The following is a 25414-nucleotide window of genomic DNA, read 5'->3' as shown; positions in this document are numbered from 1 at the left end:
CGGGCGTGGTGCCAGCCACCTTCTCGGGGCGCGTCTTCCGCGACGAACTCGGACGCGTGAACGCCACCGTCGGGGCGGTGTGCGACCAGGTTTGGCTGGTCACCGCGGGCATCGCGCGGAGGCTCAAGTGAGGCCCATCACCGCACTCGGGCTGTTCAGCCTCATCCCCGTCCCACCCAAGAACATCGACCGCGACGCCGCTGCAGGCGCTATGGCAGCCATGCCGTTCGTGGGGCTGCTGCTCGGCACCCTGGCGGGAGCGGTGGTGTGGGCTGGCGCCGCCGTCGGTACCGCGTGGGTTGGGGCGCTCGGTGGGCTCGCGGTGCTCGCCGCGCTCACCGGGGGGCTCCACCTCGACGGGGTCGCCGACACCGCCGACGGGCTCGGCTCGCGCAAGCCCGCCGTCGAGGCACTGGCCATCATGAAGCAGTCCGACATCGGCCCCATGGGAGTCATCACCATGGTGCTCGTGCTGCTGCTACAGGCAGGCGCCATCATCGATCTGACAACGGCATACGCGCCGCTTCAAGCTGGCGCTGCCGTGGCGCTGGCGACGGCGGTGGGGCGCACCGGATGCCTCTTCGCCTCGCGCGGCCCCTCCGCTCGGCCAGGCGGATTCGGCGCGCTCATCGCAGGCACGCCCGGACGATTCGCCGTGGCCGCCAACGCGGTTAGCGTGCTCCTACTCGCCGGTGCGCTCGGCTGGTGGGTGTCCGATGCTGTGGGCGCCGTCGCGCTCGTGGGAGCCGTGGCGTGCGCTTACGCGGTGGGGTACGGCTGGGCGCGGCACGTGATCCGTCGGTTGGGTGGCAGCACTGGCGACGTGTTCGGATCCGTGATCGAAATCACCCAGACCGCCGCGCTCGTGGGGTTGGCCGTCGCCGGTCACGCGCTGGCGTAGCGGCCCGTGCTGAGGTCGAGGCGCCCCACCACCGTGAGCGGCCCTGCGATATCGTGCGTGTCGTAGCGCAGCAGCTCCAACGCGCTCACCTCGAATGAGCCGGGCAGCGGCACCGTCGCCATGCGGGCGGCGGGCTCGTCGAACGGCACCGCAACCGAGTAGAACCCGACAGTGACGTGTGGTCGGTACGGCCGCAGAATCCGGTAGGGAAGCCCCTCGCTCAACGTGTCGTGGGCCTCGTGCACCCACGGTGAGCGCAGCTCCAGCATCGGCGAGGGCGGGAACGACCCCCACCGCCACGGCGTGATCTGCACGGGCCCGCGGCACAGGGGACGCAAGCGGCGGAGGTCGTCGTCGCGGCGCGGGAGCGTGAACTCCGTGCCTTCGAGCCCGCAGTAGGCCACCGTGACGTGCGGATCGCGTTCGTAGCGAGGAAGGATGAGCCCATCGAGTGCCGCGCGCGCGGGCAGGATATCCGTCGGCGTGCGGAACCCCCAGAGGTAGGCGTGCGGGATGCCGCGGTGCCACTGGTGGAAGTCGCGGTCCTCGCAAGGCATCGTCATGCGGGCACTGTATCGGCGTATGCTCGACGAAGCGCACTCCAGATGGGGATTTTCGCCCGCCAGGGCCAGTTTTTTGCATCTAGAGTGAGCTCAGTCGAGTTTTCCCGAGTAGAGGCAGGGGCCGAGGTGGGAGCAACTGAGGGGCGGCGTGTGGCCGTGGTGGGCGCCGGCCCCAACGGGCTCACGACGGCGGCACTGCTCGCGCGCGCTGGCTTCCAAGTGGATGTTTTCGAGCAAGCCTGCGAGGTGGGTGGCGCCTGCACCTCCGCCGAGCGGTTTCCTGGGGCGACGGTGGACCTGGGCGCAGCAGCACATCCGTTCGGCGTAGCCAGCCCCGTGTTCCAAGCCCTGGAGCTGGAGCGGTTCGGCCTCACCTGGCGGCATCCCAGCATCCCGCTCGCGCACCCGCTGGACGACGCCCCCGCGGCCTTGCTGCACCGAAACTTGGAAGCCACCGCGAGCGAACTCGGCAGCGATGAGCGGGCCTGGCTGCGCCTCCACCGCCACCTGGTGGAGCGCATCGACGCCCACCTCACCAATGTGCTGGGCCCGATGCTGCGCCTCCCGCCCCATCCCATAACACTGGCGCGCTTCGGGCTCCCCGCGATGTGCCCGGCGCGCGCGCTGGGCCACGCGCTGTTCCGCGAGGACGCGGCCCGCGCACTCCTGGCCGGTTCCGCGGCGCACGTGAGCGTGCCCCTGTCGAAGCCCCTCACCGCGTCGTTCGCGCACTTGCTCAACACGCTCGGCATGACGAGTGGTTGGCCCGTCGCCGAAGGTGGCTCGGGCGCCATCACCCGCGCGCTCGCGGCGGCGGTGAAAGCGCACGGCGGACGCATCCACCTGGGGCAGCGCATCACGAGCCTGCGCCAGCTTCCCGCCCGCACGGTGGTGCTGAACCTCACGCCGCGCCAGGTGCTGGCACTCGACGCCGAACTGCCGCAGCGCACCCGACGTCGGCTCGCCCGCTGGCGCTACGGCCCCGGCTCGTACAAGATCGACTATCTGCTCGACGCGCCCGTCCCCTGGGCCGACCCACGGGTAGGCGGCGCGGGCACGGTGCATGTTGGCGGCACGCTCGACGAGATCCATCGCGCGGAGGTGAGCGTCGCCGTCGGAACCATGCCGACGCGTCCGTTCGTGCTGGTGTGTCAGCAGCAGGTGGCCGACTCTTCGCGCGCCTCAGCCGGGCACGTCGTGTGGGCCTACACCCATGTTCCTCATGGGTACGAGGAACCCGAACCCGGCTACGTGCAGCACCTTGTCACCGCGCAGATCGAGCGATTCGCGCCGGGGTTCGCCAACCGCATCGTCGATGCGCACCGCACCACCGCGTCGGATTTAGAACGATGGAACCCCAACCTCGTGGGCGGGGACATCGCGGGCGGCAGCATGGCCGGGCTCCAGGCGCTGCTGCGCCCAGGAATGAGCCTCACGCCCTACACGCTGAGCAAAGGCCGCCTCTACCTGGCATCGGCGGCGACGCCCCCTGGCGCCGGGGTGCATGGCATGGCGGGGGCGTGGGCCGCTCGAGCCGTCATCCGAGGTGCGTGAACACCTGTCCCGACTTGGGGTGCTCCGAGGCGAGGAGGTCGTCGACGGTCACCAGCGTGTAACCCTCGGCAAGGAGATTCTTCACGATGGTGGGCACCGCCGCGACGGTGGGTTGGTGGATGTCGTGCATCAAGACGATAGCCCCCGGACGGGCCTCCTTCTTCACGGAGGCGATGGTCTTTGCAGTGCTGCGGGTCTTCCAGTCGAGGGTGTCGATGCTCCACAGGATGATCTCGCCGTCGGGGACCTTGGAGAGCGTGTTGCGCACGGACTTATTGAAGTCGCCGTAGGGCGGGCGGATGCCGTTGGTGCCGTGCCCGGTGATCTTCTTGACCTCGGCCGAGGTGCGTTCAATCTCGCTCAGCACTTTTTGCGAAGACAGGTGCGAGAGCTGCGGGTGGCTCCAAGAGTGGTTGCCAATTTGGTGCCCTTCCCTCTGCATGCGTTTAACGAGCTCCGGCCGCGAGGCCACGTTCGGCCCGAGCACGAAGAACGTGGCCTTCGAGCCCGTCTTCGCGAGGGTATCGAGCAGCTGCTTGGTGTACGGGCCGGGGCCGTCGTCGAAAGTGAGCGCGATGCAGCGCAGCTTCGAGCAATCCGGGCGCTTGCCCGACGCGACGGTGGCGGCAGCTGCGTCGTCGGCGGGGGACTGGGTGCCCGTGGGCTTAGACGGGGTGCCCGACGCATCACTCGACGGGGTGCTCGATGCCTCCATCGACGGCGTCACCGGGGCCTTCGACGAAGGCTCAACCGTCGGCGTGGGGGCAGGGGTGGAAGCCGCTGGGTTCGCCGAGCGCTCCGGGGTTGCTGTGGGCGTCGGCGTCGCGGCGGGCGCGGGGGCGCTCGAGGGCGCAGTCGGGGTCTCCCCGATTGCCACCATGCTCGGCGCAGGCGCGCACGCCGCTACCGCCAACACGCCACACACGAGGCCGCTCGTTACCACAGTTTTCCAACGCATGGCTTTATTGCACACCGGTTCGCGCGTTTTTCCAAGTCCGTCGTGGTTGCTGCGAACAATCCCTCGAAATCCCGGCGGGTGGAACGTCGGCCGTTTAGCATGTGCGCATGATCGTCCGAGAACCGTACGCACCAGGCAGGGGAAGCGACGCATGACGCGCCAGCCAGGCGAACCGCTGCGCCTGAGCGCCGCCCAACTCGTGGAGGAAGCGGGCCACCAGGTCACCGCATTCGCCGTCGACGAAGCCCTCGCGCTGCTGGAACACCCCGACTGGCTCGTGGTCGACATCCGCGACCCCCGCGAGATTGCCAAGCTGGGCGCCATCCCTGGAGCGTTTCGGGCGCCACGCGGGATGCTCGAGTTTTGGGTGGACCCGCTCAGCCCTTACTACAAGCCTGCGCTCGATGATGGGCGTCGGCTCCTGCTCTACTGCGGCTCTGGCTGGCGTTCCGCGTTGGCCGCAGCGGCGCTGCAACACATGGGGCGCGACGACGTGGCCCACCTGGCAGGCGGGTTTGCCGCCTGGCAGGAGGCCGGGTACGCCGTCGAGCGGTAGCGGTCGGGCTTAGTCCTCATCGATGCTCGCGAGGAATTCCTTCGCGCGGTCGGTTTGCGGATTGTCGAGGAACTGCTCGGGCGAGCCTTGTTCGGCGATGCCCTTGTCGGCCACCATGACGATCCGGTCGGCGACGCGCCTGGCGAAGCGCATCTCGTGGGTGACGCACAGCATGGTCATGCCGTCGTTGGCGAGATCGCGCATGACGGAGAGCACCTCGCCCACCAGTTCCGGGTCGAGCGCGGAGGTGGGCTCGTCGAACAGCATCATCGCCGGGTCCATCGCCAGCGCGCGGGCGATCGCGACGCGCTGCTTCTGTCCGCCCGACAGGCTGCCGGGGAAGGCATCTTCCTTGTGCGACATGCCCACCTGATCCAGCATTTCCCGCGCCTTCTCGACGGCCTCATCTGACGAGCGGCCGAGCACGTCGCGCTGGGCGACGGTGATGTTGTCTAGCGCTTTCATGTGCGGGAACAGGTTGAACTGCTGGAACACCATGCCCACCCGCGAGCGGATCTTGTTGAGGTGGCTCTCGTCGTACCGGAGCTCCTCGCCAGCGACGTGAATGGTGCCGCTGCTGATGGTCTCGAGCCCGTTCACGCAACGCAACAGCGTGGATTTACCCGCGCCGGAGGGGCCGACGAGCACGACGACCTCGCTCTTTTCAATGTCAAGATCGATGTCTTTGAAGACGAGCGTCTTGCCGAAGTACTTGGTGACGTCGCGCATTTCGACGACGTTGGCGTCGTCGGCGGAGGTCTCAAAGAAGTCCTGGTCGGTCGTTTCGGCGCTCATGCTTTCGCCTCCTTCTTATCGGGGTTCAACTTGCGTTCGAGCAGCGTGACCAAGCCAGTCAGCACGAGCACGATGATCAGGTAGTAGACGGATACCACGAGGTACGCATTGAGCGGCGAGTATGACGAAGCCGCGATGTTCTGTGCGGTGCGGAATAGCTCGCCCATACCGATGAACGCCACGAGCGACGAGTCTTTCACCGCGATGATGAACTGGCTGCCGAGCACCGGCAAGATGGCCCTGGTGGCCAGCGGGATCTGCACCCGTCGCAGCGCCTGGAAACGGCTCATGCCGAGCGAGCGGGAGGCCTCGACGAGGCCGCCGGGCACCGACTGGAAGCCCGAGCGCACGATCTCCGCAATGTAGGCGGAGTTATGGATGGCGAGTGCGATGGCGCCGGCCCAGAAGTCGCTGAGTTTGACGTATTTGGTGAGGCCGAAATACAGCAGGAAGAGCTGAGCGATGAGTGGCGTACCGCGAATCAAGCCGATGTAGCCCGCAGCCAGCCAGCGCAGCGGCAGGAAGCGTGACATGTTCATCCAGGCGACCACGGAGCCGAGCACGACGGCGATGAGCAGCGCCACAGCGGTCACCTGCAGCGTGAGCAGCGCGGCCTTCATGAAGGTGCCGGCGTGGTTTACGAAGAGCTCACCGAAGCTCGGCGGGCCCTCGGACGCCTCCGCATTCTCCATGATTTTCTTTACCGGCTCGTTGTCGATGTCGCCGGAGATGTCTTCGCCGAAGTACTTCTTCGAGATTTCGCCGTAGGTGCCGTTTTCGATGATGGTCTCGAGTGCCTCGTTCACCTTGCCGAGCAGCGGGTTGCCCTTCGCGACGGCAGGGGCCTGCGTCTCGAGGTACAGCGGCTCGCCGCACGGTTCGAGGTTCAGCCCGGCCTTCTCGATCTGGAATTGACCGACGAGACGATCGGTGAGGGCACCGTCGAGACGCCCCGTCTCAGCGTCTTGCAGCGCGGTGATGTCGGACTCGAAGGTCCTCACCTGCGTGGTGATGCCCTCGTCAGCCAGGTACTTCTCGTAGCTGGTGCCGCTGGCGACGCCTACCGTCGGGTTTGGGGTGTCCTTGATGCTCGTGCACTGCTCGCCCTTGCGCACGAAGTACTGCGCGCCCGAGGAGTAGTAGCCGTTGGCGAAATCCACCACCTTTGCGCGGTCTTCCGTGGCGGAAGTGGAGGCGACGAGCATGTCGTAACGGCCCTGCGCGGTGCCCTCCACGAGCGTGGAGAACCCGGCCGTCTTAGTGACGAGCTTGAGCCCCATCTCGTCCGCGAGCGCCGCGGCGATGTCGTAGTCGAATCCGGTGAGTTGCTCGCCCTCCCAGTAGCTGAATGGGCGGAACTCACCGCTCATGGCGACGACGATTTCTCCGTCCTTGATGAGCTTGGGTTCGCCGTCTTGTTGGCCCTGGCCTCCAGTCGCGCATGCTGTCAAGATGAGCGTGAGGAGAGCCAGCACTATGGCGCACGGGGCGAATCTCGTCCGTGTCTTCATTATTTGCCCTTCGGTTGGCTTGTTGATACCACCGAACGCGCCAGTCTCGAAACACGCCTGAAGTCGTTATCGACATGCACCGTGACCACCATCGCTCAGCGGTGGTGTCTTTATCGACAATAGTGGTTTCCAGGCCATCTGTGAACGGATACCACTATGTGACAAGCCCTTTGAGCTCCGCCGCGCCCGCGTGTCTCGGCGCTGGTGAACACCGTCCGACGATGCTCGCTCAGCGTGCTAGGCTCATCGCCGTGAACGTGAACCAGATGTGGTGGACCGCCTAGGGCGGTTCACTGGTTTGCGCGAAGCTAACAAGATCGCCCCGTTCGGAGGCGATCTTTTCTCGTCTTGGGGCCAACATCGAAGGAGAACCATGACTGATCGAGCAGTCGAAGAGGGCTACTACCGGGCTGATGCCGAGGGCTTCTTCGGCGAGTACGGAGGCGCCCATCTGCCTCCTCATCTCGTGGCCCCCATCGCTGAGGTGCGCGACGCGTACGCGCAAGCCAGGCAAGATCCGGAGTTCATGAACGAGTATCAGCGGCTGTTGCGCACCTACGTTGGGCGCCCGTCGCTGCTCTATTTCGCAGAAAACCTCACCCGCGAACTCGGCGGAGCGAAGGTCTACCTGAAGCGGGAAGACCTGAACCACAGCGGCGCCCACAAGATCAACCACACGCTCGGCGAGGCGCTGCTCGCCAAGCGCATGGGCAAGAAGACGCTCATCGCCGAAACCGGTGCGGGCCAGCACGGCGTTGCGCTCGCCACCGCCGCGGCGTTGCTCGGCCTCGAATGCGAAATCCACATGGGGCGCATTGATATTGCCAAGCAGCACCCCAACGTGCTGCGCATGGAACTGCTCGGTGCGAAGGTCGTCCCCGTCGACGAGGGGGGCGCCTCGTTGAAGGAAGCCGTCGACTCCGCCTTCGTCACCTATGCCGAGCACTACGATGAGATGTTCTTCGGCATCGGCTCCGTCGTCGGGCCCGATCCGTACCCGACGATGGTGCGCGACTTCCAGTCGGTCGTCGGCCAAGAGGCTCGCGCCCAGATCTTGGAGCAGGAGGGCAAACTCCCCGACGCCATCGTCGCGTGCGTGGGCGGCGGCTCCAACGCGATCGGCCTGTTCGACGCGTTCCTCGGCGACGACGACGTCCAGATCTACGGCGTCGAGCCGGCAGGGAAGGGCCTGGAGACCGGGCAGCACGCCGCCACCATGGCGAAGGGCTCGCCCGGCATGCTGCACGGCATGCACACGCTGGTGTTGCAGGAAGCCGACGGATCCCCGTCGCCCGTGCATTCCATCGCCTCGGGGCTGGACTACCCCGGCGTGGGCCCGCAGCACGTGTACCTGAAGGAAGCAGGCCGCGTGAACTACGTCGGGGTCACCGACGAAGAAACCCTCGACGCGTTCCAGACGCTGTGCCGGCTGGAGGGCATCATCCCTGCGCTGGAGTCGTCGCACGCGGTGGCCCAGGCCATCAAGCTGGCGCCGAGGATGGGGGCGGATCAAGCGCTCATCGTCAACCTCTCAGGACGCGGTGACAAGGACATCGATTACGTCGACGAGGTGTTGAAGCAGCGAGCCTGAATCTTGAGGCAGACCACAGAGAAGAAGGGGCCGCATTGATCAGCGATGCGGCCCCTTCTGTGTTGAAAATCAGTTGGTGATGTGCTTGTAGCGGTAGCCCTGCTTGTTCCAGAAGGAGTCACCGAAGTTGCGCACGCCGGCCCATGACCCGTTGCCGCCGCGCTGCTCGATGCTGTGGAACTGTGTCTGGTTGCTGCCCTCGACCCAGCCGTCGAAGATCACGACGTGGCCCGCAGCGCCCAGGCTGTCCGGGGTGAGGTTGCCGATGACATCGCCAGGACGAAGCTCCGACTTGGGGATCGGGGTGAAGTACTTCTCGCCCAGGCTGGCAGTATTGGCGTCTTCCGGGAGGTGGAAGGCCATGGAGACGAAGCCGGAGCAGTCGGTGCGGTAGTTGCGCCCGAGTGGCCCGGCCGTCCAGGCCCTCATGCTGTAAGGAACATGCTTGTTGATCCAGAACATGCCGCGGGCTCTCGCATGCTCCCGGCTGATCGGGGCGCCGACCTCGTGCTGGGTGAAGGCGGATACGCCGCCTTCGGGCTCTGGGGCGGGGGCGGGGGCGTCGCTGCAGGTGGGAACGTCGGTGCCGTACGGGATGGTGACGTAGGCGCGCGAGAGGTAGCCAGTGCGCCCATTCACGGTGGTTTTCGCCCACCAGTTGGAGTTATACGTGCCGGAAACGCTTTCCCCGGTGGTCTGGCACTCAACCTCGACGGACTGCCCGCCGCCCACGGTCAGCAGCACCTGCGACGACGTGGACGCAGCGCTGCGCAGGTTCACCGCGTCGGTGGTGGTTGCGGATGCGGCGTGCGCGGGGGTGACCACGGCCACAGCAGCAATCGCGCCGGCAGACGCGACGAGGGCGGTCTTGTGGAGTCGGGAGTGTTGCTTCGACATGATGGGTTTCCCTTTCGCCAATCGGTTGTTGGGCTACCTTCGACGTTAAGGGCGACTCCGCAGCGAGCCTTCACCTCACAGGGAGCCCGGCAGGAACCGGACGATCGTCGCCCCCATGGTTGTAATGAGGCGTGCCGCATGCTAAAAGGCGCACTCGTCTGGGTGCGGTAGCGCGCCCCGCGTGCGCACATGCTCGTCGTGGTCGTGGCGCTCGTGGCAGCGCAGCAAAATGGGGGCTCACCCGCTCTGCCTGCGAGTGAGCCCCCACTTCAAATGGCTCAAACAAACTCAGTTGCTGATCTTGTTGTAGCGCCAGCCCTGCTTGTTCCAGTAGCTGGTGCCCCACGGGCGCACCTGTGCGATCGCGCCCACGCTGCCCTGCTGCTCAAGGGAGTAGAACCTGGTCTGGTTACTGCCGGGCACCCAGCCGTTGAAGATCACCACGTGGCCGTTCGCCCCGCCGGTGCCAGGGCCGAGGTTGCCGATGATGTCACCGGGGCGCAGCTGCGACTTGTGGATGGGGTGCACATACCTGCGAAGATCGACCGTGCTCGGGCTCCAACCCAGGTGCAGCGCCATTGAGACGAAGCCGGAGCAGTCTGCCCGGTAGTACTTGCCCTGCGGGTCCTTGTGGCTGATATTCCAGTTGTAGGGCAGGCGCTTGTCGGTCCAGAACTTTCCGCGTGCGATGACGAGTTCACGGCTAATGGGAGTGTCGACGGCGTGTGGCGTCCAAGCATTCACGCCACCAGGAGCAGGGGCTGGAGAGCCTGCGCAGGTGGGGATATTCGTGCCGTTAGGAACGCGGATGTAGGCCCGGGATGCGTAGCCGGTTTTTCCGTTGTAGGTGAGCTTGGCCCACCAATCAGAGTTGTAGACGCCTGCGACATTGGCGCCGCGAGTCTGGCACTGGATGGCGACGTTCGTGCCGGGAGGAATGCTCGTCACGATGGGGCTGCGCAGGTTGGCCTGAGAGCGGACGTTGACCCCACCGCCAACGACGGTGCCGTTGCCAGAAGGCGCGGGACGCGTCGTGCCGCAGGTGGGGACGTTGGTGCCGGAGGGGACGCGCACATAGGCGCGGGAGATGTAGCCGGTCTTGCCACCGTAGGTGAGCTTGGCCCACCAGTCGGTGTTGTAGGTGCCGGAGATCGCCTGGCCCTTGGCCTGGCAGATGACGTTGATCGCGATGCCGCGGGGCACGGTGCCGAGGGCTGAGGAGGAGGTGGTGGTACCGGAGCGGAGGGTGACCGTGTCGGTGGTGTATGCGGTGGCTGCCTGCGCGGGCAGGGCAGCTCCACCGACGCCGACCAGCGCTGCGAAGGTGGCAAGCGCTGCACGGCGGGCCCAGGAACGACGCTGCATCATGGGTCCTTTCTCGTGTGGGAGGGAATGCCCGGATCTTAAGGCAGTGCCCGGGCTGGAATCGGCGTGGTGGTGCAGGCGTGGCCGGAAGCGGACAGGGTGTATCCGAAGGGATCAAAAGTCTCTACGGTTGTACCTGAGTTTTGCCGGCCCGACGGTGCCCGCGGCCCATCATCGATGTGCGTGCAGGCGCGACTCAGAGGCAGGGCACGGCGATCCCTAACATTCAGCAGCATGCCGACGCTGCGGTGCAGGGACGATGAGGATCACGGAGCCGCAGATGTGGTCGTGGAGGCCGTCGACATGGTGCCTTCGCCCCCTGCTGTCCGGTTCGGCAGGGCAAGGGGGTATTTGGCATCTGCCCTGCTCAGGTGGGCCATCGCACGACGCAGAGCCGCCGCAAAAGAGGATGCGCCGGGCGAGTCAGTTGATGGTGCCGACGACCAACCGTGCCAGCCGTTGAACATCGGCGAGGGCCTCGCTCGTCTCGCTACTCGCGACGACGTCAGCCTCCCGGCAACGCTCGGCCAGGGTAACCAGGTGGTTGGCGTCGGTGACTCCTCGTTGCACCACTTCGGAAGCACGTGGCAGAAGTTTGGCGAGGTCATCGTCCTGGTCGGTCACCATCGTCTGCCAGGTGGCGAGGACAGTCGTCGGGATTTTCATGAGCTCGGCGAGCTCGGTGGCCTCCTGCGCCACCTCGGAAGACAGCTCATGGTGCTGTCGGAGGCTCGCCGTAGCTTCCTCGACGCCCTGATGCAGTGCGTTGGCGAGGTCGGCGATTGCCGGACGCGCGTCGGAGGTGTCGTCGTCGATCAATTCGCAGACGAACTGCGCCATCGACTCCGAGTGCAGCGCCGAGAGCGCGATGCCGAAGCGCGTCGTGGCGGTGAGCTCGCGGAGCTGTTCGAGGCGCTCAGCCAGGGGTGTGAGCCGGCTCGTGACCTCGGGCATCATCTGAGTCCACAGTGAAAGGACGCCCGCGATTGGGGAGAATCCTTCGCGGCGATTCAGGATGTCGTCGAACTCGGCAGCGGCGCGGTTGCCGTCGTCCGCGGCGCGGTGCACGTCCTCGGCTCCGGCGATCAGGTCGTCGGCGAGCTGCTGCAGCTGACCGAGCTGGGACACCCAGTTGGAGACTGCGGCGTGGAGTCGATGTGTTGCAGCCAGGAGCTCCGCGAGGGCACCGACCGCGAATGGGCGTTGGGGGAGGGCTCCGGCACGACCCAACACCTCGGCAGGCAGGGCAGTCTGGATGAACGCGTCGTAGCTCGGGATCCCCGCCTCGACGAGCAGCTCAGCGAGTCGCTCGAGTCCGGCCACGGCGGCAGCGTGGGCGCTCGCTCCCTCCTCGCGACGCTGCAGCTCCAGCGGGCGCGTCGCCTGGTACAACGAACGGGCTGCGTCGAGCAGGGCAGTCTGCGACGGCGGAATGCGGACCGACAGGTAGTCGTCACCCAGCGGTGTGATCGTGGCGAAGACGGTGTAGCGCGAGCCGTCGGCTGCCAGGTTGTCGACGTAGGCACAGAACGGCTTGCCAGCCTTCAAAGTCTCCCACATCAGTAGGAAGGCGCCGCCTGGCATGGAAGGATGACGAATGATGTTGTGCGGTGCGCCCATGAGCTCGTGCAGAGGATAGCGCGACAGCCGGACAAACACGCTGTTTGCCTGTTTGATCACTCCACGGGCATCGGTGATGGAGAAGAAGAGATCTTGCGGCGCAACTTCCTGCGTCGCTCCTGTCGGATATACCATGCGAACCTCCGTTGGTCGTCGAGGGGAAGGATGCTACCGGCGAGGGTGAGGACATGCTACTCTCGCGCACACGGGTTTCGGGCGATTTCGCGATGCGGACCAACCTGTGGCCGGCTTGGCCTGTTTTGATTGACGACTATACAATGATGGCCGTCGTTCCACGACCGCCATCGGAGACGTTCGTCGTCGCGCCGAGGCTACTGGGCGCCGCGTCGGTCCCGCTCCATCAAACCACACATCCCGCCCGGCATGCCCGGCCGCTTCCCCAGCCCCCCCGGGGCCTCGTCGTCGCTTGCAGAAGAGTCGCTCATGGCCAAGAACCTGACAGTCGGATCGCCCCTCCGACTCATCGTCGTTTTCACGTTGCCGCTGCTCATCGGCAACTTGTTTCAGCAGGTGTACGCCATCACCGACACCATCGTCGTCGGCCGGATGATCAGCGTCCAAGCGCTCGCGGCGGTCGGCGCGTCGGGGAGCCTGCAGTTCCTGCTGTTCGGGTTCGCGATGGGCGCCTCGGCCGGCTTGGCGATTCCCGTCTCCCGCGCGTACGGGGCAGGGGACACCGCCGGGATGCGCAAGGCCGTTACCACCGGCGCGTGGATCAGCCTCGCCATCGCCGTGGCGATCACCCTCATCGGGGTCTTTGGATCGAGCTTCCTCCTGCGCCTGCTGGGTACCCCCGAGGAGCTCATGGCGCAGTCGACGGAGTTCCTCGCCGTGTTCTTCGCGGGCTCGCTGGCCACCGTCGGCTACAACTACCTGACTTCGGTGATCAGGGCGCTGGGCGACAGCCGCACACCGCTGCTGTTTTTGATCCTCGCGTGTGTGCTGAACGTCATCCTCGTGATCCTGTTCGTAGGCCCGGCCCAGATGGGCGTGGGAGGTGCGGCGCTCGCGACGGTGCTCGCTCAGCTCGTGTCGGCGCTCATGTGTCTGCTGTTGATCTGGCGACGCATGCCCCTGCTGCACGTTGAACGCTCGGACTGGCGCATCGATGTCGCCCGCATCAAGGAATCGTCGAACCTGGGGCTGACGCTGGGCTTCCAGATGTCCATCATCGCCGTGGGTGCTGCGCTGTTGCAGTACGGCGTGAACGGGCTCGGCACCGACGCGGTCGCGGCCTTCACAGCCGCCCTGCGCGTTGATCAGGTGGCTGTCGTGCCGCTCGCCAGCGTCGGCATGGCGATGACCACCTTCGTTGCGCAAAATGCCGGCGCCAGGCAGCCCGAGCGCATCCTGCGGGGCGTGCGTCAGACGACGTTCCTCTCCGTCGGGCTCGCGCTGCTGCTCGGCCTCGCCATTTTCTTCGGCGGAACCGTGATGGTGCGGGTGTTCGTTGGCGACGGGTCTCCCGTCGTCGTGGCGATGGCGCACGACTATCTCGTGATCAACTCCGCCATGTACTGGGCACTCGCGCTGTTGTTCATGATTCGCAATGTGCTGCAGGGGCTCGGCTCGACGTTGGCTCCGACGATGTCCGGCGTCGCCGAGCTCATCGCGCGCGCCATCATCGGGCTGCTCGTGATCGAGCACGTCGGATTCATCGGGGCCATCATCGCCGCGCCAGCGGCGTGGTTCGCGGCGCTCATCCCGCTGTTCGGGGCCTGGTTCTTCCAGCGCCGACGCCTCGTCGCGCAGGCCCGCGAGGTGTCAGAGGCTGTCGTCGAGACGGAGGACGCAGGCTGTCTGCAACCCTGCCACGCGGCCTGAGCGGCCGGGCGGGCCGCGCAACGCGTGTCCAGATCCGCAAGCCGCGCCATGATCGTGCTCTCATGGAATCCGGACGCGCGTTGGGAAGCCTTGAGGATCAGCTGGGCGTCCGTGTCGCGATGAGCTTGGGAGCGGAGGGCAGCTCGGCCAGCTCCGTGCCGAAGAACTCCGGGTACATGCGGCCACTCGCCCCGAACTCCGCGATCGGCACCCACTCACAGCGCTCCGGGAGGCCGCTCGTGGTGAGGCTGCCGTCGCGGATCTCCTGGCCGTCGTAGCGCATGAGGAAGTAGAAGGCCACCTCGTGACACTCGCGCCCGGCGAGCTCGGGTGTCGTGGTGTCGGAGAAGTGGTGGTCGTGGATGAACACCAGGCGGTCGATCTCGAGATCGAGGCCCGTCTCCTCGAGGCACTCCCGCCGGACCGCGTCCTCGACGGTCTCCCCGTGTCGGACGCCTCCGCCGATCGAGTAGTGGTACGGGTCCTGCTCGTTGTCCATCATGAGCACCGCGCCGTCGTGGATGAGCACGGCGCAGGCCCGCAGCCGGAACCAGCGGCCGTCCTCGTCGAACGTGCAGTCGCGGGGCTCGTGATGCATGTTGACTCCTTGGCAGTGGCCGGGCGCGCCGTGGCAGACTGTACCAATGACGACGATCGTGACCCTCGGCGGCGGCGGATTCTCAATGTCCGACGACGGCCGCACATTGAGCCCCATCGACGAGTATCTGCTCGAACTCACGGGCAAGCGCCATCCGCGCGTGTGCTTCGTCGGCACAGCCTCGGGAGACTCCGACGACTACCGCGCCAGATTCCTCCACGCCTTCGCGGGACGCGCGGAGTGCTCGGCGCTGACGTTGTTCGGCAAGCCCGAGTACGTCCATCCGGCGATACTGCGCGAACAGGATCTCATCTACGTCGGCGGCGGCTCGACGGTGAACCTCTTGGCGATCTGGAGGCTTCACCAGGTACCCGAACACCTCGCGGCTGCGGCCCATTCCGGTGCGATCCTCGCAGGCATCAGCGCTGGCATGAACTGCTGGTTCGAGGCAAGCTCAACGGACTCATTCGGCGCACCGGCGCCGCTGCACGACGGGCTCGGTTGGCTGCCCGGCACGGCGTGTCCCCACTACCTCGGCGAGCTGCACCGACGCGACACGCTGCACCGTTGGGTGGCTGCTGGAGAGTTGCCCGACGCCTGGGCTGTCGACGACGGCGTCGCGATCTGCTGGCGGGACGGGTCGGTGTCGGAGGTAGTCACGGAGAGTCCAGGCAGGACGGCCTATCGGGTCAGCAGGGAGGACGACGCTGCACACGAAGCGGCGTTGCAGGCGAGAGAGCTGCGCAACGGCCTCTGCGGCTGACTGCCGGTCCGCCGCCAGGCCAGCCGTCCATCGTCGTGCCACTCATGGGCATGGGCGTCGCCATGACCAGCTACGCGGCCCAGAACGCGGGCGCGCACCAGCCCCGGCGGATTCTCGTCGGGGTCCGGGACTCGCTGCTCCTCGCCATCGGCTTCTGCGTCGTGCTCGGCGTCGGCATCGTGCTCGCCGGACCCGGCTTGGTGTCGATCTTCGTCGGCGACGGGGCGCCGGACGTCGTGCGGATGGCGCACGAGTACCTCGTCATCAACGCGGCGCTCTACAGCGTGCTGGCGCTGCTCGTGGTCGTGCGCAGCGCGATCCAGGGGCTGAGCGTGACGCTCGCGCCCACCATCTCCGGGGTGTGCCAGCTGGCGGCCCGCGGCTCGATTGGCCTGTGGATGGTGGACAAGGTGGGGTTCATCGGCGTGATCTTGGCAGGGCCGTTCGCGTGGGCGGCCCGGGCTCATCCCCGTCCTGTGGTCGTGGTTCTTCCAGCGACGGCAGCTCGCACTCGAGGCGCGGGGTGAGTAGCGTGAACGCGTCTTACCATCACGCACACGCCGAAGGAGATTGCCCGTGACTGAGCAGGACACGACGCTGCGGCCGCTCCGCCCCGACGAGGGGCCGCTCCTTGAGCGCGCGACCCTCGGCACGATGAACTGGTGCGGGGACCGATTCACGATCGACGAGATCCGATCGCGCCCCGAGTTCCGGCACTACACGCGCCTCGACGAAGCCCGCGGCGACTTCGGGGTCGTTGCCGAAGCCGACGGCGGTCCCGTCGGCGTTGCCTGGTCGCTCATGCTGTCCGACGACGACCGCGGCTACGGCTTCGTCGACGAGTCCACGCCCGAGGTGAGCTTGTGGGTGGACGAGGCCGCGCGCGGACGGGGCTTGGGCCGCGCATTGCTGCGGGCGGTCGTCGCGGAGGCGGAAGCGCACGGGCTGCGGCAGGTGAGCCTGTCCGTCGAGGCCGACAATTTCGCCGTGCGCCTGTACGAGGCGGAGGGTTTCGTCGCGGTGCCGGGGCGGGAGACCGACGGGGTCATGCTGCGCCGGATCGGCTGACCGGCAGGGCCTGGCGGCGGCGGATGCTCCATGTCCGACGATTGCCGCGCCAGATTCCTCCACGCCTTCGAGGGGCTCGCGGAGTGCTCGGCGCTCACGTTGTTCGGCAAGCCCGAGCATGTCCATCCGGCGATGCCGTGCGAACAGGACCTCACCTACGTCGGCGCCGCTGCGCGACGGGCTCGGTCGACTGTCCGGCGCCCGGGCCGTCGACGACGTCGTCGCGGTCACTGCTACTTGAGGTACGAGACTGCGCGCACCTCAAGGCCATCGATGTGGGCGAAATCAGCGGGATTCGCGGTGTAGTGCGGCAGATTCTGTGACACCGCAACGGCGGCGATCAGCGCGTCGAAGGCCCGCGCAGCCGGCTTGCGGCCAGCCTGGCGCAGCAATGTAGCGACCGATCCGAAAGCTCGTGCGGCGCTGGCATCGAAGGGGAACGGCTCGAAATCGGCCTCGGCTTGCTGCAGCAGTGCTTGCCGTGCTGCGCGTTCTCTGGGAGATCTCGCCACCAGAGGGCCGACGGAGAGCTCGGCCAACGTGATCGTGCAGATGGCCGGCCCGTGGGAAGGCTGTCCGGATCGAGCCCGACCAGGTCGATGAGCGTGCTGGTATCGAGCAGCCCGGCTGGCTAGCTGCTGCTCACAGCGACTGGTGCACGATGGCGTCGATGTCCTCACGGAGCCTGGCGGCGTCGACTCGCGGCGCTCATCCCGCTGCTCGGTGCCTGGTACTTCCATCGCCGACGCCTCGTCGCGCAGGCCCAGCAACAGGATGCGGCGAGGGATGTCGTCGAGGATGAGCCGGTCGCGACACAGCGGTGTGCGGCAGAGCACTGCCCAGCTGCGTGAGGCGTCATAGTGTGAGATTTGTTACGGGTTTCCGCAACAGATCTCACACTTTGACGGGTGTGGTGCGGCATTCAGCTCGCTCGCTGACTTCCGTGGGGATGGCGAAGCCAGACGGTGACGTCTGGGCCCCAGCCTGTGATGGTCGTGACGCCATCGAGGCAGGGAATGGGGGCATACGCGCACTGCACATACGCCAGCTGGGTGAGGTGGATGGCGTCGTAGTGTTGCGCGACGCTCGGCCAGTGGGGCTCATACAGGGTGTGGCCTGAAAACCAGTGGGCCAAGTCGTGCTGGTAGCTGTGCACGTCGACTTTGTGGTCGAACATGGACGGGAATCGCTCGACCAGCCGAACCCAAGCCTCGGGGCTATCGATTTCAGCGACGCGCGCGTCGAAGGTGGGGACGATCGCCCTCGCTTGCATCTCGTCGAACCAATCTGGGCCGGTCTGGATGTGCGAATCTTCCATACCGAAGGCAGCTACTGACGGGGCTCCAAGCCAGGGGCCGGTCGTGGTTTGCAAGCAAGGCCCTTGTGGCTGGGCTGGGAGGGTGAACCAGCGTGCGCTCGTCGACGGTTGGACGACGGGGGAGTTCGTAAGCCGTAGAAATTCAGGCGTGCCGAGTTCGACCTGCCGGGCTGGAGCGTATGGCTGAGACCACAGCTCGACGATGAACGGCGGCAGCGGGGGCATCGGTCGCGCAGTGCCGGCATAGGGCTCGAACGGCTCGTCGCCCATCCAAGGAAGGGAGTCCACCACTGCCCCCAAGGCGAGCTGCCACGACAGTGCGTCGCCTGGGTCGGAACGCTCCTCGAGCAGGAGCTCCATGACGGGACTGGGGTGGCCGCTGGTGGTCACGTTCTCATCCAATCGATGTGCCCGTCTGCGTCCTCTACAAGCTCGAGAGTCACGGCGCCCTCATCATCTCCGTACCACCCACTGAGCTGTTCTTGGAGGTGAACCTCGGCGAGTGACTCATCATCCGGGGCGAGTTGGGCCACGTATCGTTTGTAGAGCTCGCTGTCTGGGATGAGCACGGTGATCTCCGGGTCCGTAGCCAGGCGAACGCTTCGGATGGCTATGTGCTCACACGAGAGCACTCGCAGGAGAGTGCGTGCCGCGGCGTCGTTGAACACCTGATGATGCATGGCCGTGCCTACCTTGAGTGAAGCTTCGCGGAAGAGCGTGACGCGAAGTCAGTCCTCGCTCGGCCCGCATTTCACGCCCGTGGCGTGCACGGGACAGTAGCCGTCGGGGTTCCCCAACAGTTATGAAAGCAGTCATGGTCTACGAGGGCATTGGTGGCGTCGGCTGGTCGGTAGTCGTTCGTGGGAGAGGCAGTTGCACAGATGCATTGAGAAGTTCGATTCCTAAGATCACTCCAGCCGCATTGAAGGTGACTACAGCCTCTACCTCGCCCGCTGGTCCGAAGATGGGATAATCGGTGGTTGGGGCAGCTACCTGAGAATCCTCGAAGGTTACCATCGCGGCGTTGCAGCTACGGTCGTAGTCGACTCGGGCAGCAAGTTGATATCGGATCATAGCAGTTCAGGAGCCACCGGGATACCCCAAGAGCCGGCCCCTCCGCCTCCTGACCCCGTTGGCCACCAGGCAGTAACGACGACGCCCTGAGCGTTCATAACGACAGCAGGTCGTTTTGGAGACTGAAAGGAACTTCCTTGGTAAATCCAAGTCTTCTGGGTGGGCTGCCATCTACCGCGTGAGCAGTTGACCCTGACTGAAGCTTCGACTTCGCTCTTGCTGATATCGCGGGTCGACATCTGCAGTTGTGCATGGATGGTGTATCCCGTGACTTTACAGGGCCCAGCTGCGCTTGCTTCCGTTGGGAAAGTGGCGGCCAGAGCCGCGAGTGCAAGCGTAAGGAGTGTCATCAGGGCGACGCGAGTTCTCGTCAGGGTGCTTGTAGCCCCACTTGTGTGCTTCATGTCCGAAGCGTATATCAGTGAATGTTCGGGCATGCGGCGAAAGTGCAATCTGGGACCAGGGTCATACGTCATTTGGTGAGCATGAGACTCCAGTCCGATGGTCGCACGCGTACCCCGCTGGATTCTTGTGGAGGTACTGCTGGTGCTCCTCCTCGGCGTAGTAGAACCGTTGGCCGGGCGTGATCTCCGTCGTGATCTCGCCGTAGCCGGCCTTCGTCAGCGCAGTCTGGAAGCGTTGCTTCGACGCCTCTGCTGCTGCCTGTTGTTCCTCGTCGACCGGGAAGATCGCGGAGCGGTACTGGGTGCCGATGTCGTTGCCCTGGCGGTTGAGCTGGGTGGGGTCGTGGGCTTCCCAGAAGATGCGCAGCAGGTCGTCGTAGGTGATCCGCGACGGGTCGAAGACCACCTGCACCGTCTCGGTGTGGCCGGTGTCGCCGGTGCATGACTCCTGGTAGGTGGGGTTGGGAGTGAACCCGCCCATGAATCCGACGGCGGTGTTCACCACGCCGTCGGTGTTCCAGAACATACGCTCCTCGCCCCAGTAACAACCGAGCGCGAAGTACGCCACCTCGCAGCCGGCGGGAACCTCGTCGAGGGGGATGCCGAATACTTCGTGACGAGGGATGGGGCTCAGCACTGGCTCATCGCGGCCGGGGAGGGCCTCGTCGGGGGAGACCATCGTCGGTTTCCAGTTGCGCTGCAGCCAGCCCATCACATCAATGTCCATGGGGCCAGTGTGGCACCTCGCGCAAGCGGGTACCCGGCGCAGAACTGCAAAACTCGCCAACAGAAGCTCACAAGTGCCCGAAAAACGGGGGAGGCAACGCACTGTTGGCGAGTTTTGCAGTTTGCTACGCCGGAATGCGCCAATCGATCGGCTGCGCACCCTGCGCCTCGAGCGCCTGGTTCACCCTCGAGAATGGGCGGGAGCCGAAGAACCCGTTGTGGGCAGACAGCGGCGACGGGTGCGGCGACTTGATTACGGGCACGCCGGGCAAGAGGCGCTCGGCTTGCTGCGCGTCGCGGCCCCACAGCAGCGCGACGAGCGGCCCGCCGCGGTCGGCTAGCGCCTGGACGGCGCGCGTTGTCACCGCCTCCCAGCCTTTGCCGCGATGCGACGCCGGCGCGCCTGGCCGTACGGTGAGCGAGCGGTTCAGCAGCAGTACGCCCTGCTCGAACCAGTGGGTGAGGTCGCCGTGCGGAGCCGGGGGAATGCCCAGGTCGTCGTAAAGCTCCTTGTAAATGTTGATGAGCGACTTCGGGATGGGGCGAACGTCGGGGGCGACGGAGAAGCACAGCCCGACGGCGTGCCCCGGCGTCGGGTAGGGATCTTGCCCGATGATGAGCACGCGCACGTCGGCCAGCGGGAGGGTGAAGGCGCGCAGCACGTCGGGGCCTGCGGGCAGATAGCCGCGACCGGCTGCGAGCTCGCCGCGAAGGAATTGGCCCATCTGGTGAATCTGCGGCTCGACATCGGCGAGCGCTTCTGCCCAGTCGGGTGCGATGAGGTCTGAAAGTGGCGCGGGCATGCTCAACACTCTGCCACGCCGGGCTCGTCTCGTCGAGATCAGCAAAACCTTCCAGAATGGAAAGTTGCCCTTTACAATATGCAATATGGCGAAGCTGAATTTTGAACCTATCCTGAACGACTTGGCCGAGGGCAAGATCACCGCCGACGAGGCCCGTCGCCGCATCGAAGAGCTCAAGCAGGTAGCGAAGGCCGCGGAAGAAGCGTGGGAACAGCCGTCAGCGGAGGGCGCGCAGGCGCGAAACGGCGGGCTGGAGCGCGTGCAGATTCAGGCCACGGGCCGGCGGGTGCGCATCGAGGGCGACTCGCAGGTGGCGACGCTCAGCGTCGAGGGCGAGCACGTGCTTCGACGTACGGGCACGGTGCTGGAGATCAACGCCACCGGCGAGCTCGGGCCGAGATTCGACGGGTTCTCCCTCATCCGCCCGCCACGCACGCGGGAGCACCTGAGCGACATCGCGCTCGGCAAGGAGCTGCTCGTGAAGGTGAACCCGAAGCTCATGGTCGACGTCGAGATCACGACGGGCGGCCTCAAGGTGCGCAATCTGCCGCGCCTCGGGCGGGTGCGGGTCACGGGCGCGAACTGTTCGATCGAGGACGCGGTTGAGGTGCAGGATCTGCTCGCGCAAGCGGGCGGGGTTACCGTCGAAGGGCCCATCAGCCAGGGGCGCTCGAAGCTCCGGGTGGAATCAGGCGCCATGACCGTGGTGCTGACACCCGGCGCGAACGTGTCGGTGACGGGGGAGACCAAGCTCGGGCGCATCAACTGGCCGAGTGAGTCGTCGGATGTTGACGAGTACGTCGTCGGTAATGGCGCAGCCCGGCTGAACCTGAGCGTCGTGATGGGCATGGCCACGCTGAAAGTGGAGGAGTGAGCATGACGAAGACCTACCACGCGCCGTCGGATTGCCCGGTGTGCGGCGACGAACTCATCATCATCAGCAAGGGATGCCGGCAGTGCGGCACCGAGCTGCACGGCGAGTTTTCCGGCACAGAGTTCGACGTGCTCGACGAGACCGAACTCGACCTGCTGAGGGTGTTCCTCGCGTCACGCGGCAACCTGCGCGAGGTGGAGAAGCACCTCGGCGTTTCCTACCCGACGGCGCGCTCCCGCTACGACGGGCTGCTCACCAAGCTCGGGCTCACACCGCGCGCCGATGAAGAACTCCGCGGCCCCATGCCGCAGCGCGCAGAGGAGTGGAGCGAGGAAGATGCCGACAGCGAGTACGGCACTCCCGTCGCGGAACAGGACGACCTCTTGGAGCGCGTCGCCGCCGGTGACGTCTCGGCCACTCAGGCGGCGAAACTGCTGGCGGACGGATGACGAATGTGCGACTGAGCGCACGCCAGATGCCGAAAACGCCCTGTCGAGAGCTATGTTTCTCATCTGGAGTGCGCGCAGTCGAGTAACGGCAGACATGCGAAGGGGCCGCGCCGGGATGATCCTCGGCGCGGCCCCTTCGCATGTCCTACTTCGTGCGGGTTAGAGGTTTTCCACCTTGAGGATGGTGACGTGGATGGTGTTGCCGTTGGGCGCCTTGTAGCTGACTTCGTCGCCCACCTTCGCGCCGGTGACCGCCGCGCCGAGCGGAGCTTGCGGTGAATACACGGCATAGTCGACGGAGTCGTCGACGCCCAGTACCTCGCGCGAGCCGAGGAGGAACGTGTCGGTGTCGTCCTCGTCGCCGTCGAATGCGATGGTGATGAGTTTGCCGGGCGCGACCTCGTCTGGGTGGCCGGCTGCCTCGCCCACCTGGGCTCGGCGCAGCAGGTCTTCAAGCTGGGCGATGCGGGCCTCCATCTGGCCCTGTTCCTCGCGGGCGGCGTGGTAGCCGCCATTCTCGCTCAGGTCGCCTTCTTCACGGGCGGCGGCGATGCGCGCGCTCACCTCGGGGCGACCGACGGTTTTCAATTCGTTGAGCTCGGATTCAAGCTTGTCGTAGGCCTCTTGGGTGAGCCACACGACGTCGGTGGCTGTTGCCTCAGTGTTTTCGGACATTCCGCAACCCTATCACCTGCGGGTCTATCCACCGACGATCGTGCACCCACGTTGGTCGACCGCAGCGGGCTCCTTCACCGTCGCCACTGTGAATGTGTAGCCCTTGACCTTGTCGCTGGCGGCGGGGACGTTCACCGTCGTCTCCCCGACCTCTTCATAGGAGTCGGCTTGCGCGACGAGTTTGCACTGCGCCGGTTTGGACGGGTCGGAGCGTTGCACCACCAAGTCGACGGTGATCTGCGAGGGGGAGTCGACGGTGAAGCTTCGCACCATCGCTTCGATCGGCGGGGTGGAGTGGTGCCACGCCGAGATCACCGTGAGCACCATCGCGACGCCAATACCGACGGCGAGCCCGCCGTAGATAAGGTAGTCACCCACGGATCGCTTGGGGTAGCGCCGCGCGATACGTTCCTCGTCGACGGTCATCGCTGAGCCCCCGTGCTGCGGGCTGGTTGCGTGTTTCCGCCGTGCATGAGCCACGCGGAGAGCAGACCGCCCCCGGCGCCGCCCAGGTGGGCTTGCCAGGAGATGCCAGCGGCGGTGGGCAGCACACCCCAGAGCACGCCGCCGTAGAGCAGGAACACCAACACTGCAAGCAGGATCTGCCCAATCTTCTTCGTGAAGAAGCCGCGCACCAGCAGGTAGGTGAGGAATCCGAAGACCACCCCGGACGCTCCGGCGGTGTTGGTGCCCGTTGGGGACAACAGCCACACCGTGAGCCCTGAGACGACGATCGTCACGAACAGCGTCTTCAGATACTCGGCCCTGCCGGAGATGTAGATGAGCGTGCCCAGCACGAGGAATGGCACCGAGTTGGAGATCAGGTGCGCCCAGCCGAAGTGCAGCCAGGGCGCGAGGAAGATGTCGAAGAAGTCGCCGAAGTTGCGCGGCGTGATGCCGAACTGGTCGAGGCTGTGGAGCGTGGCGTAGTCGACGACTTCGAGCCCCCACATGCCGGCGACGAGCCCGCCGTTGACCACGGTGGCCTGTGCGAGTGTGGGCTGCATGGTGGTCTGTGGCGTGCTCATGACTCCAGTCTCGCACGGCACATCAAGCAGGCTGCCCCGAAGAGGGCCGTGCCCAGTAGCGCGGGGCGCAGCAGCGAGCCGTCGACGACATCGGCCCCGCTGCTCGTGCCGGCCAGCAGCATGCCGAACGGGATGGCGAGGAACAGCCCGCCGAGCAGGGCGAGCACCAGTGCGACGATCGCCTGCGGCGCGGAGTGCGTCGAGACTCGAAGGCTGGCCATCAGCAGCAGCGGCAGGAGCGTGTACAGCACAGGCGGCAGCGCGCCTTCCACCGCGCTCGGCCAGCCGGGAACCGCGTTGGGGGAGAGCATCGTCTGTGCAGCGCCGAGGACGAGGCCGATACCGCCCGCGACGATCCACTCCCGCGCGCCACAGCGGTGACGCACGAGGCTCCACGTCAGGATCGTGCCCAATCCCATGACCCAGAGCAAGAGCGCGACCCTCACCGCGAGCTGGTCCGCAGCGTACGTTTGCCAAGGCAGTGGAGCCCACACCGCGACGAGCAGGAGCAGCACGATCAGCGTCGACGCCACACCCAGAGGCCGGGTCAGCAGGCCCCGTGTCGGTGGCTCGGTGGGGGGCTTCTTGGCTTCAGAGGGGAGCATCGGGGAAATACGAATCCCTGCAGCTATTGATTGCGAAGACGCGGCTGCCCGTCAAGTACATGGCGGCGTTGATGCAGACAGTCATCGGGCCAGTGGCCGAAGTAACGGTGACGGTCGCACCGTCCTGAACCTTGATGGCGTTGCATCGTCCCCAAGCCCTTCGGTAAATGCCATCGATGTGCTGGTTGCTTCCTGTGGCCCAGATGAGTTTCGGGCTGCTTTCGGGCAGGACGGAGAATAGATTCGAACCGCCGCCGGGATTGGAAATACCCCAGTTGACTTCCCCGTAGAAAGTGATGGGTCGAAAACAAACCGAGGCGACTTGCAGCGGCGGGATGAGTGCTTGGGGGGTGCTTGACACAGCGGATTCACTGACTGCCATGGAGATCTGCACTCCAAGCTTGTTAGCCTTCTCGGGAGGGAGCGTGTTCATGATCGCCTTGGCCACCTCGTCCGGAGTTGCGTGGGCGTCTTCCAATGCGGTGACGACCTTCGAAACGTCGTTGGCCAAGGCTGCGTCACTCTCCATCTTGTGCGCAAGGTCCGCACAAACCAAGTCCTGGGATGGGGTTTGCGCATTGGCGGTGTCTCCAACCCCCAGCGAAATCAGCCCGATCACGACAACGGCTACTTTGATGGTCTTCCGAAACAACGTCATGAGCGCCTCGTCTCGTTCATGGTGCTGGAGCTATCCCCAGCACCGCCGTGACCCAGACTCTACGTGGGTAGGGTTTGGGAATCAATACCCACTTGGCAGTAAGGTCAAGCGCAGCGCCTTGGGTTTCGTGCCGAGGGCAGGATGCAGCGGCGTGAGCCAGAGGGCGCGCCGGTGAGCGGGCGGGCTGAGCGCCGGGAGAGAATCGAGCGCGTCAA

At 65.9% G+C, this 25414-nt stretch carries 30 protein-coding genes; 12 read left to right on the top strand and 18 right to left on the bottom strand.

Annotated features, from left to right (window positions below):
* Positions 1-131 (top strand): bifunctional adenosylcobinamide kinase/adenosylcobinamide-phosphate guanylyltransferase (locus tag Q0X61_RS03645; protein WP_297740452.1); only part of this gene is annotated, 131 nt, incomplete at its 5' end.
* Positions 128-901, top strand: coding sequence for an adenosylcobinamide-GDP ribazoletransferase (locus tag Q0X61_RS03640; RefSeq protein ID WP_297740450.1), 774 nt, complete (start codon positions 128-130; stop codon positions 899-901). The genes Q0X61_RS03645 and Q0X61_RS03640, both read left to right, overlap by 4 nt.
* Here Q0X61_RS03640 and Q0X61_RS03635 read toward each other — a convergent pair.
* Positions 886-1464 carry a 2'-5' RNA ligase family protein gene (locus Q0X61_RS03635; protein ID WP_297740448.1) on the bottom strand — a complete coding sequence of 193 codons (579 nt, stop codon included), beginning with the start codon at positions 1462-1464 and terminating at the stop codon, positions 886-888. The genes Q0X61_RS03640 and Q0X61_RS03635 overlap by 16 nt on opposite strands.
* A 126-nt stretch (positions 1465-1590) precedes the next feature.
* On the opposite strand from Q0X61_RS03635, the gene Q0X61_RS03630 reads away from it, so the two are divergent.
* Positions 1591-3018, top strand: a complete 1428-nt coding sequence (locus Q0X61_RS03630) for an NAD(P)/FAD-dependent oxidoreductase (RefSeq protein WP_297740446.1) — start codon at positions 1591-1593, stop codon at positions 3016-3018.
* On the opposite strand, the gene Q0X61_RS03625 is transcribed toward Q0X61_RS03630, so the two are convergent.
* Entirely contained in the window at positions 3002-3976 is a 975-nt protein-coding gene (locus Q0X61_RS03625; protein WP_297740444.1) for a polysaccharide deacetylase family protein, read from the bottom strand. The two genes, Q0X61_RS03630 and Q0X61_RS03625, sit on opposite strands and share 17 nt — an antisense overlap.
* Positions 3977-4127: 151 nt before the next feature.
* On the opposite strand from Q0X61_RS03625, the gene Q0X61_RS03620 reads away from it, so the two are divergent.
* Complete coding sequence (locus Q0X61_RS03620; RefSeq protein WP_297740442.1) at positions 4128-4532, top strand: rhodanese-like domain-containing protein; 405 nt, start codon at positions 4128-4130, stop codon at positions 4530-4532.
* Between the two features lie 9 nt (positions 4533-4541).
* On the opposite strand, the gene Q0X61_RS03615 is transcribed toward Q0X61_RS03620, so the two are convergent.
* Together Q0X61_RS03615 and Q0X61_RS03610 are read right to left on the bottom strand one after the other, a co-directional pair.
* A complete protein-coding gene (locus tag Q0X61_RS03615; protein ID WP_297740440.1) occupies positions 4542-5327 on the bottom strand; it encodes an amino acid ABC transporter ATP-binding protein in 786 nt (261 codons plus the stop codon).
* Positions 5324-6838, bottom strand: coding sequence for an ABC transporter substrate-binding protein/permease (locus tag Q0X61_RS03610; protein ID WP_297740438.1), 1515 nt, complete (start codon positions 6836-6838; stop codon positions 5324-5326). The genes Q0X61_RS03615 and Q0X61_RS03610 overlap by 4 nt, the downstream gene beginning before the upstream one ends.
* A gap of 158 nt (positions 6839-6996) precedes the next feature.
* On the opposite strand from Q0X61_RS03610, the gene Q0X61_RS03605 reads away from it, so the two are divergent.
* A complete protein-coding gene (locus Q0X61_RS03605) occupies positions 6997-7122 on the top strand; it encodes a hypothetical protein (RefSeq protein WP_297740436.1) in 126 nt (41 codons plus the stop codon).
* Positions 7123-7211: 89 nt separating this feature from the next.
* A complete protein-coding gene (trpB, locus tag Q0X61_RS03600; RefSeq protein WP_297740434.1) occupies positions 7212-8429 on the top strand; it encodes a tryptophan synthase subunit beta in 1218 nt (405 codons plus the stop codon).
* 69 nt (positions 8430-8498) lie between these two features.
* Here the strand turns inward: trpB and Q0X61_RS03595 are convergent, their stop codons facing one another.
* From Q0X61_RS03595 to Q0X61_RS03585, 3 genes are all read right to left on the bottom strand, one after another.
* On the bottom strand, positions 8499-9326 hold the full coding sequence (locus tag Q0X61_RS03595) for an SH3 domain-containing protein (protein WP_297740432.1): 828 nt from the start codon (positions 9324-9326) through the stop codon (positions 8499-8501).
* Positions 9327-9614: 288 nt separating this feature from the next.
* A complete protein-coding gene (locus tag Q0X61_RS03590; protein WP_297740430.1) occupies positions 9615-10694 on the bottom strand; it encodes an SH3 domain-containing protein in 1080 nt (359 codons plus the stop codon).
* A 420-nt stretch (positions 10695-11114) separates the two neighbouring features.
* Complete coding sequence (locus tag Q0X61_RS03585; protein WP_297740428.1) at positions 11115-12446, bottom strand: hypothetical protein; 1332 nt, start codon at positions 12444-12446, stop codon at positions 11115-11117.
* Positions 12447-12755: 309 nt separating this feature from the next.
* On the opposite strand from Q0X61_RS03585, the gene Q0X61_RS03580 reads away from it, so the two are divergent.
* On the top strand, positions 12756-14156 hold the full coding sequence (locus Q0X61_RS03580; protein ID WP_297740426.1) for an MATE family efflux transporter: 1401 nt from the start codon (positions 12756-12758) through the stop codon (positions 14154-14156).
* 97 nt (positions 14157-14253) lie between these two features.
* Here Q0X61_RS03580 and Q0X61_RS03575 read toward each other — a convergent pair whose 3' ends face one another.
* A complete protein-coding gene (locus Q0X61_RS03575) occupies positions 14254-14754 on the bottom strand; it encodes an NUDIX hydrolase (RefSeq protein ID WP_297740424.1) in 501 nt (166 codons plus the stop codon).
* 46 nt (positions 14755-14800) lie between these two features.
* Here Q0X61_RS03575 and Q0X61_RS03570 point away from each other — a divergent pair, with 46 nt between their 5' ends.
* The 3 genes from Q0X61_RS03570 to Q0X61_RS03560 are packed head-to-tail and all read left to right on the top strand — an operon-like array spanning position 14801 to position 16585.
* Positions 14801-15517 carry a peptidase E gene (locus Q0X61_RS03570; protein WP_297740422.1) on the top strand — a complete coding sequence of 239 codons (717 nt, stop codon included), beginning with the start codon at positions 14801-14803 and terminating at the stop codon, positions 15515-15517.
* A gap of 35 nt (positions 15518-15552) precedes the next feature.
* Positions 15553-16044, top strand: a complete 492-nt coding sequence (locus tag Q0X61_RS03565; RefSeq protein WP_297740420.1) for an MATE family efflux transporter — start codon at positions 15553-15555, stop codon at positions 16042-16044.
* A 49-nt stretch (positions 16045-16093) separates the two neighbouring features.
* On the top strand, positions 16094-16585 hold the full coding sequence (locus tag Q0X61_RS03560; protein ID WP_108870614.1) for a GNAT family N-acetyltransferase: 492 nt from the start codon (positions 16094-16096) through the stop codon (positions 16583-16585).
* 233 nt (positions 16586-16818) lie between these two features.
* On the opposite strand, the gene Q0X61_RS03555 is transcribed toward Q0X61_RS03560, so the two are convergent.
* The 5 genes from Q0X61_RS03555 to Q0X61_RS03530 all read right to left on the bottom strand — a co-directional run bounded on the left by Q0X61_RS03555 (position 16819) and on the right by Q0X61_RS03530 (position 20910).
* Positions 16819-17421 carry a type II toxin-antitoxin system VapC family toxin gene (locus tag Q0X61_RS03555; RefSeq protein ID WP_297740417.1) on the bottom strand — a complete coding sequence of 201 codons (603 nt, stop codon included), beginning with the start codon at positions 17419-17421 and terminating at the stop codon, positions 16819-16821.
* An 86-nt stretch (positions 17422-17507) separates the two neighbouring features.
* The gene (locus Q0X61_RS03550; RefSeq protein ID WP_297740415.1) at positions 17508-18293 is read right to left on the bottom strand and encodes a hypothetical protein; all 786 of its coding nucleotides are present in this window, start codon (positions 18291-18293) and stop codon (positions 17508-17510) included.
* Positions 18290-18583: a hypothetical protein gene (locus tag Q0X61_RS03545; RefSeq protein ID WP_297740414.1), complete on the bottom strand. Its 294-nt coding sequence runs from the start codon at positions 18581-18583 to the stop codon at positions 18290-18292. The genes Q0X61_RS03550 and Q0X61_RS03545 overlap by 4 nt, the downstream gene beginning before the upstream one ends.
* Positions 18584-19442: 859 nt before the next feature.
* Positions 19443-20108 carry a peptide-methionine (S)-S-oxide reductase MsrA gene (gene msrA, locus Q0X61_RS03535; RefSeq protein WP_297740411.1) on the bottom strand — a complete coding sequence of 222 codons (666 nt, stop codon included), beginning with the start codon at positions 20106-20108 and terminating at the stop codon, positions 19443-19445.
* 124 nt (positions 20109-20232) lie between these two features.
* Positions 20233-20910, bottom strand: a complete 678-nt coding sequence (locus Q0X61_RS03530) for a uracil-DNA glycosylase (RefSeq protein ID WP_297740409.1) — start codon at positions 20908-20910, stop codon at positions 20233-20235.
* An 85-nt stretch (positions 20911-20995) separates the two neighbouring features.
* Here Q0X61_RS03530 and Q0X61_RS03525 point away from each other — a divergent pair, with 85 nt between their 5' ends.
* Together Q0X61_RS03525 and Q0X61_RS03520 are read left to right on the top strand one after the other, a co-directional pair.
* Entirely contained in the window at positions 20996-21784 is a 789-nt protein-coding gene (locus Q0X61_RS03525) for a hypothetical protein (protein WP_297740406.1), read from the top strand.
* Between the two features lie 2 nt (positions 21785-21786).
* Complete coding sequence (locus Q0X61_RS03520; protein WP_297740404.1) at positions 21787-22233, top strand: DUF2089 domain-containing protein; 447 nt, start codon at positions 21787-21789, stop codon at positions 22231-22233.
* Positions 22234-22392: 159 nt separating this feature from the next.
* Here Q0X61_RS03520 and greA read toward each other — a convergent pair whose 3' ends face one another.
* Genes greA through Q0X61_RS03495 form a run of 5 tightly spaced genes read right to left on the bottom strand, consistent with a single transcriptional unit; the run spans position 22393 to position 25199 of the window.
* A complete protein-coding gene (gene greA, locus Q0X61_RS03515; RefSeq protein ID WP_297740402.1) occupies positions 22393-22908 on the bottom strand; it encodes a transcription elongation factor GreA in 516 nt (171 codons plus the stop codon).
* Between the two features lie 24 nt (positions 22909-22932).
* Positions 22933-23334 carry a DUF4307 domain-containing protein gene (locus tag Q0X61_RS03510; protein ID WP_297740400.1) on the bottom strand — a complete coding sequence of 134 codons (402 nt, stop codon included), beginning with the start codon at positions 23332-23334 and terminating at the stop codon, positions 22933-22935.
* Positions 23331-23915 (bottom strand): rhomboid family intramembrane serine protease, encoded by a 585-nt coding sequence (locus Q0X61_RS03505; RefSeq protein ID WP_367270697.1) that lies wholly within the window; start codon positions 23913-23915, stop codon positions 23331-23333. Before Q0X61_RS03505 ends, Q0X61_RS03510 begins: the two co-directional genes overlap by 4 nt.
* 17 nt (positions 23916-23932) lie before the next feature.
* Complete coding sequence (locus Q0X61_RS03500) at positions 23933-24541, bottom strand: hypothetical protein (RefSeq protein WP_297740395.1); 609 nt, start codon at positions 24539-24541, stop codon at positions 23933-23935.
* Positions 24528-25199, bottom strand: coding sequence for a hypothetical protein (locus Q0X61_RS03495; protein WP_297740393.1), 672 nt, complete (start codon positions 25197-25199; stop codon positions 24528-24530). Before Q0X61_RS03495 ends, Q0X61_RS03500 begins: the two co-directional genes overlap by 14 nt.
* Positions 25200-25414 lie beyond the last annotated feature (215 nt).

Origin of the sequence: uncultured Tessaracoccus sp., assembly GCF_947255005.1 — a bacterium.
In the GTDB taxonomy this organism is placed as follows: Bacteria; Actinomycetota; Actinomycetes; order Propionibacteriales; family Propionibacteriaceae; genus Arachnia.
This window is presented reverse-complemented; position numbering and strand designations above follow the sequence as displayed.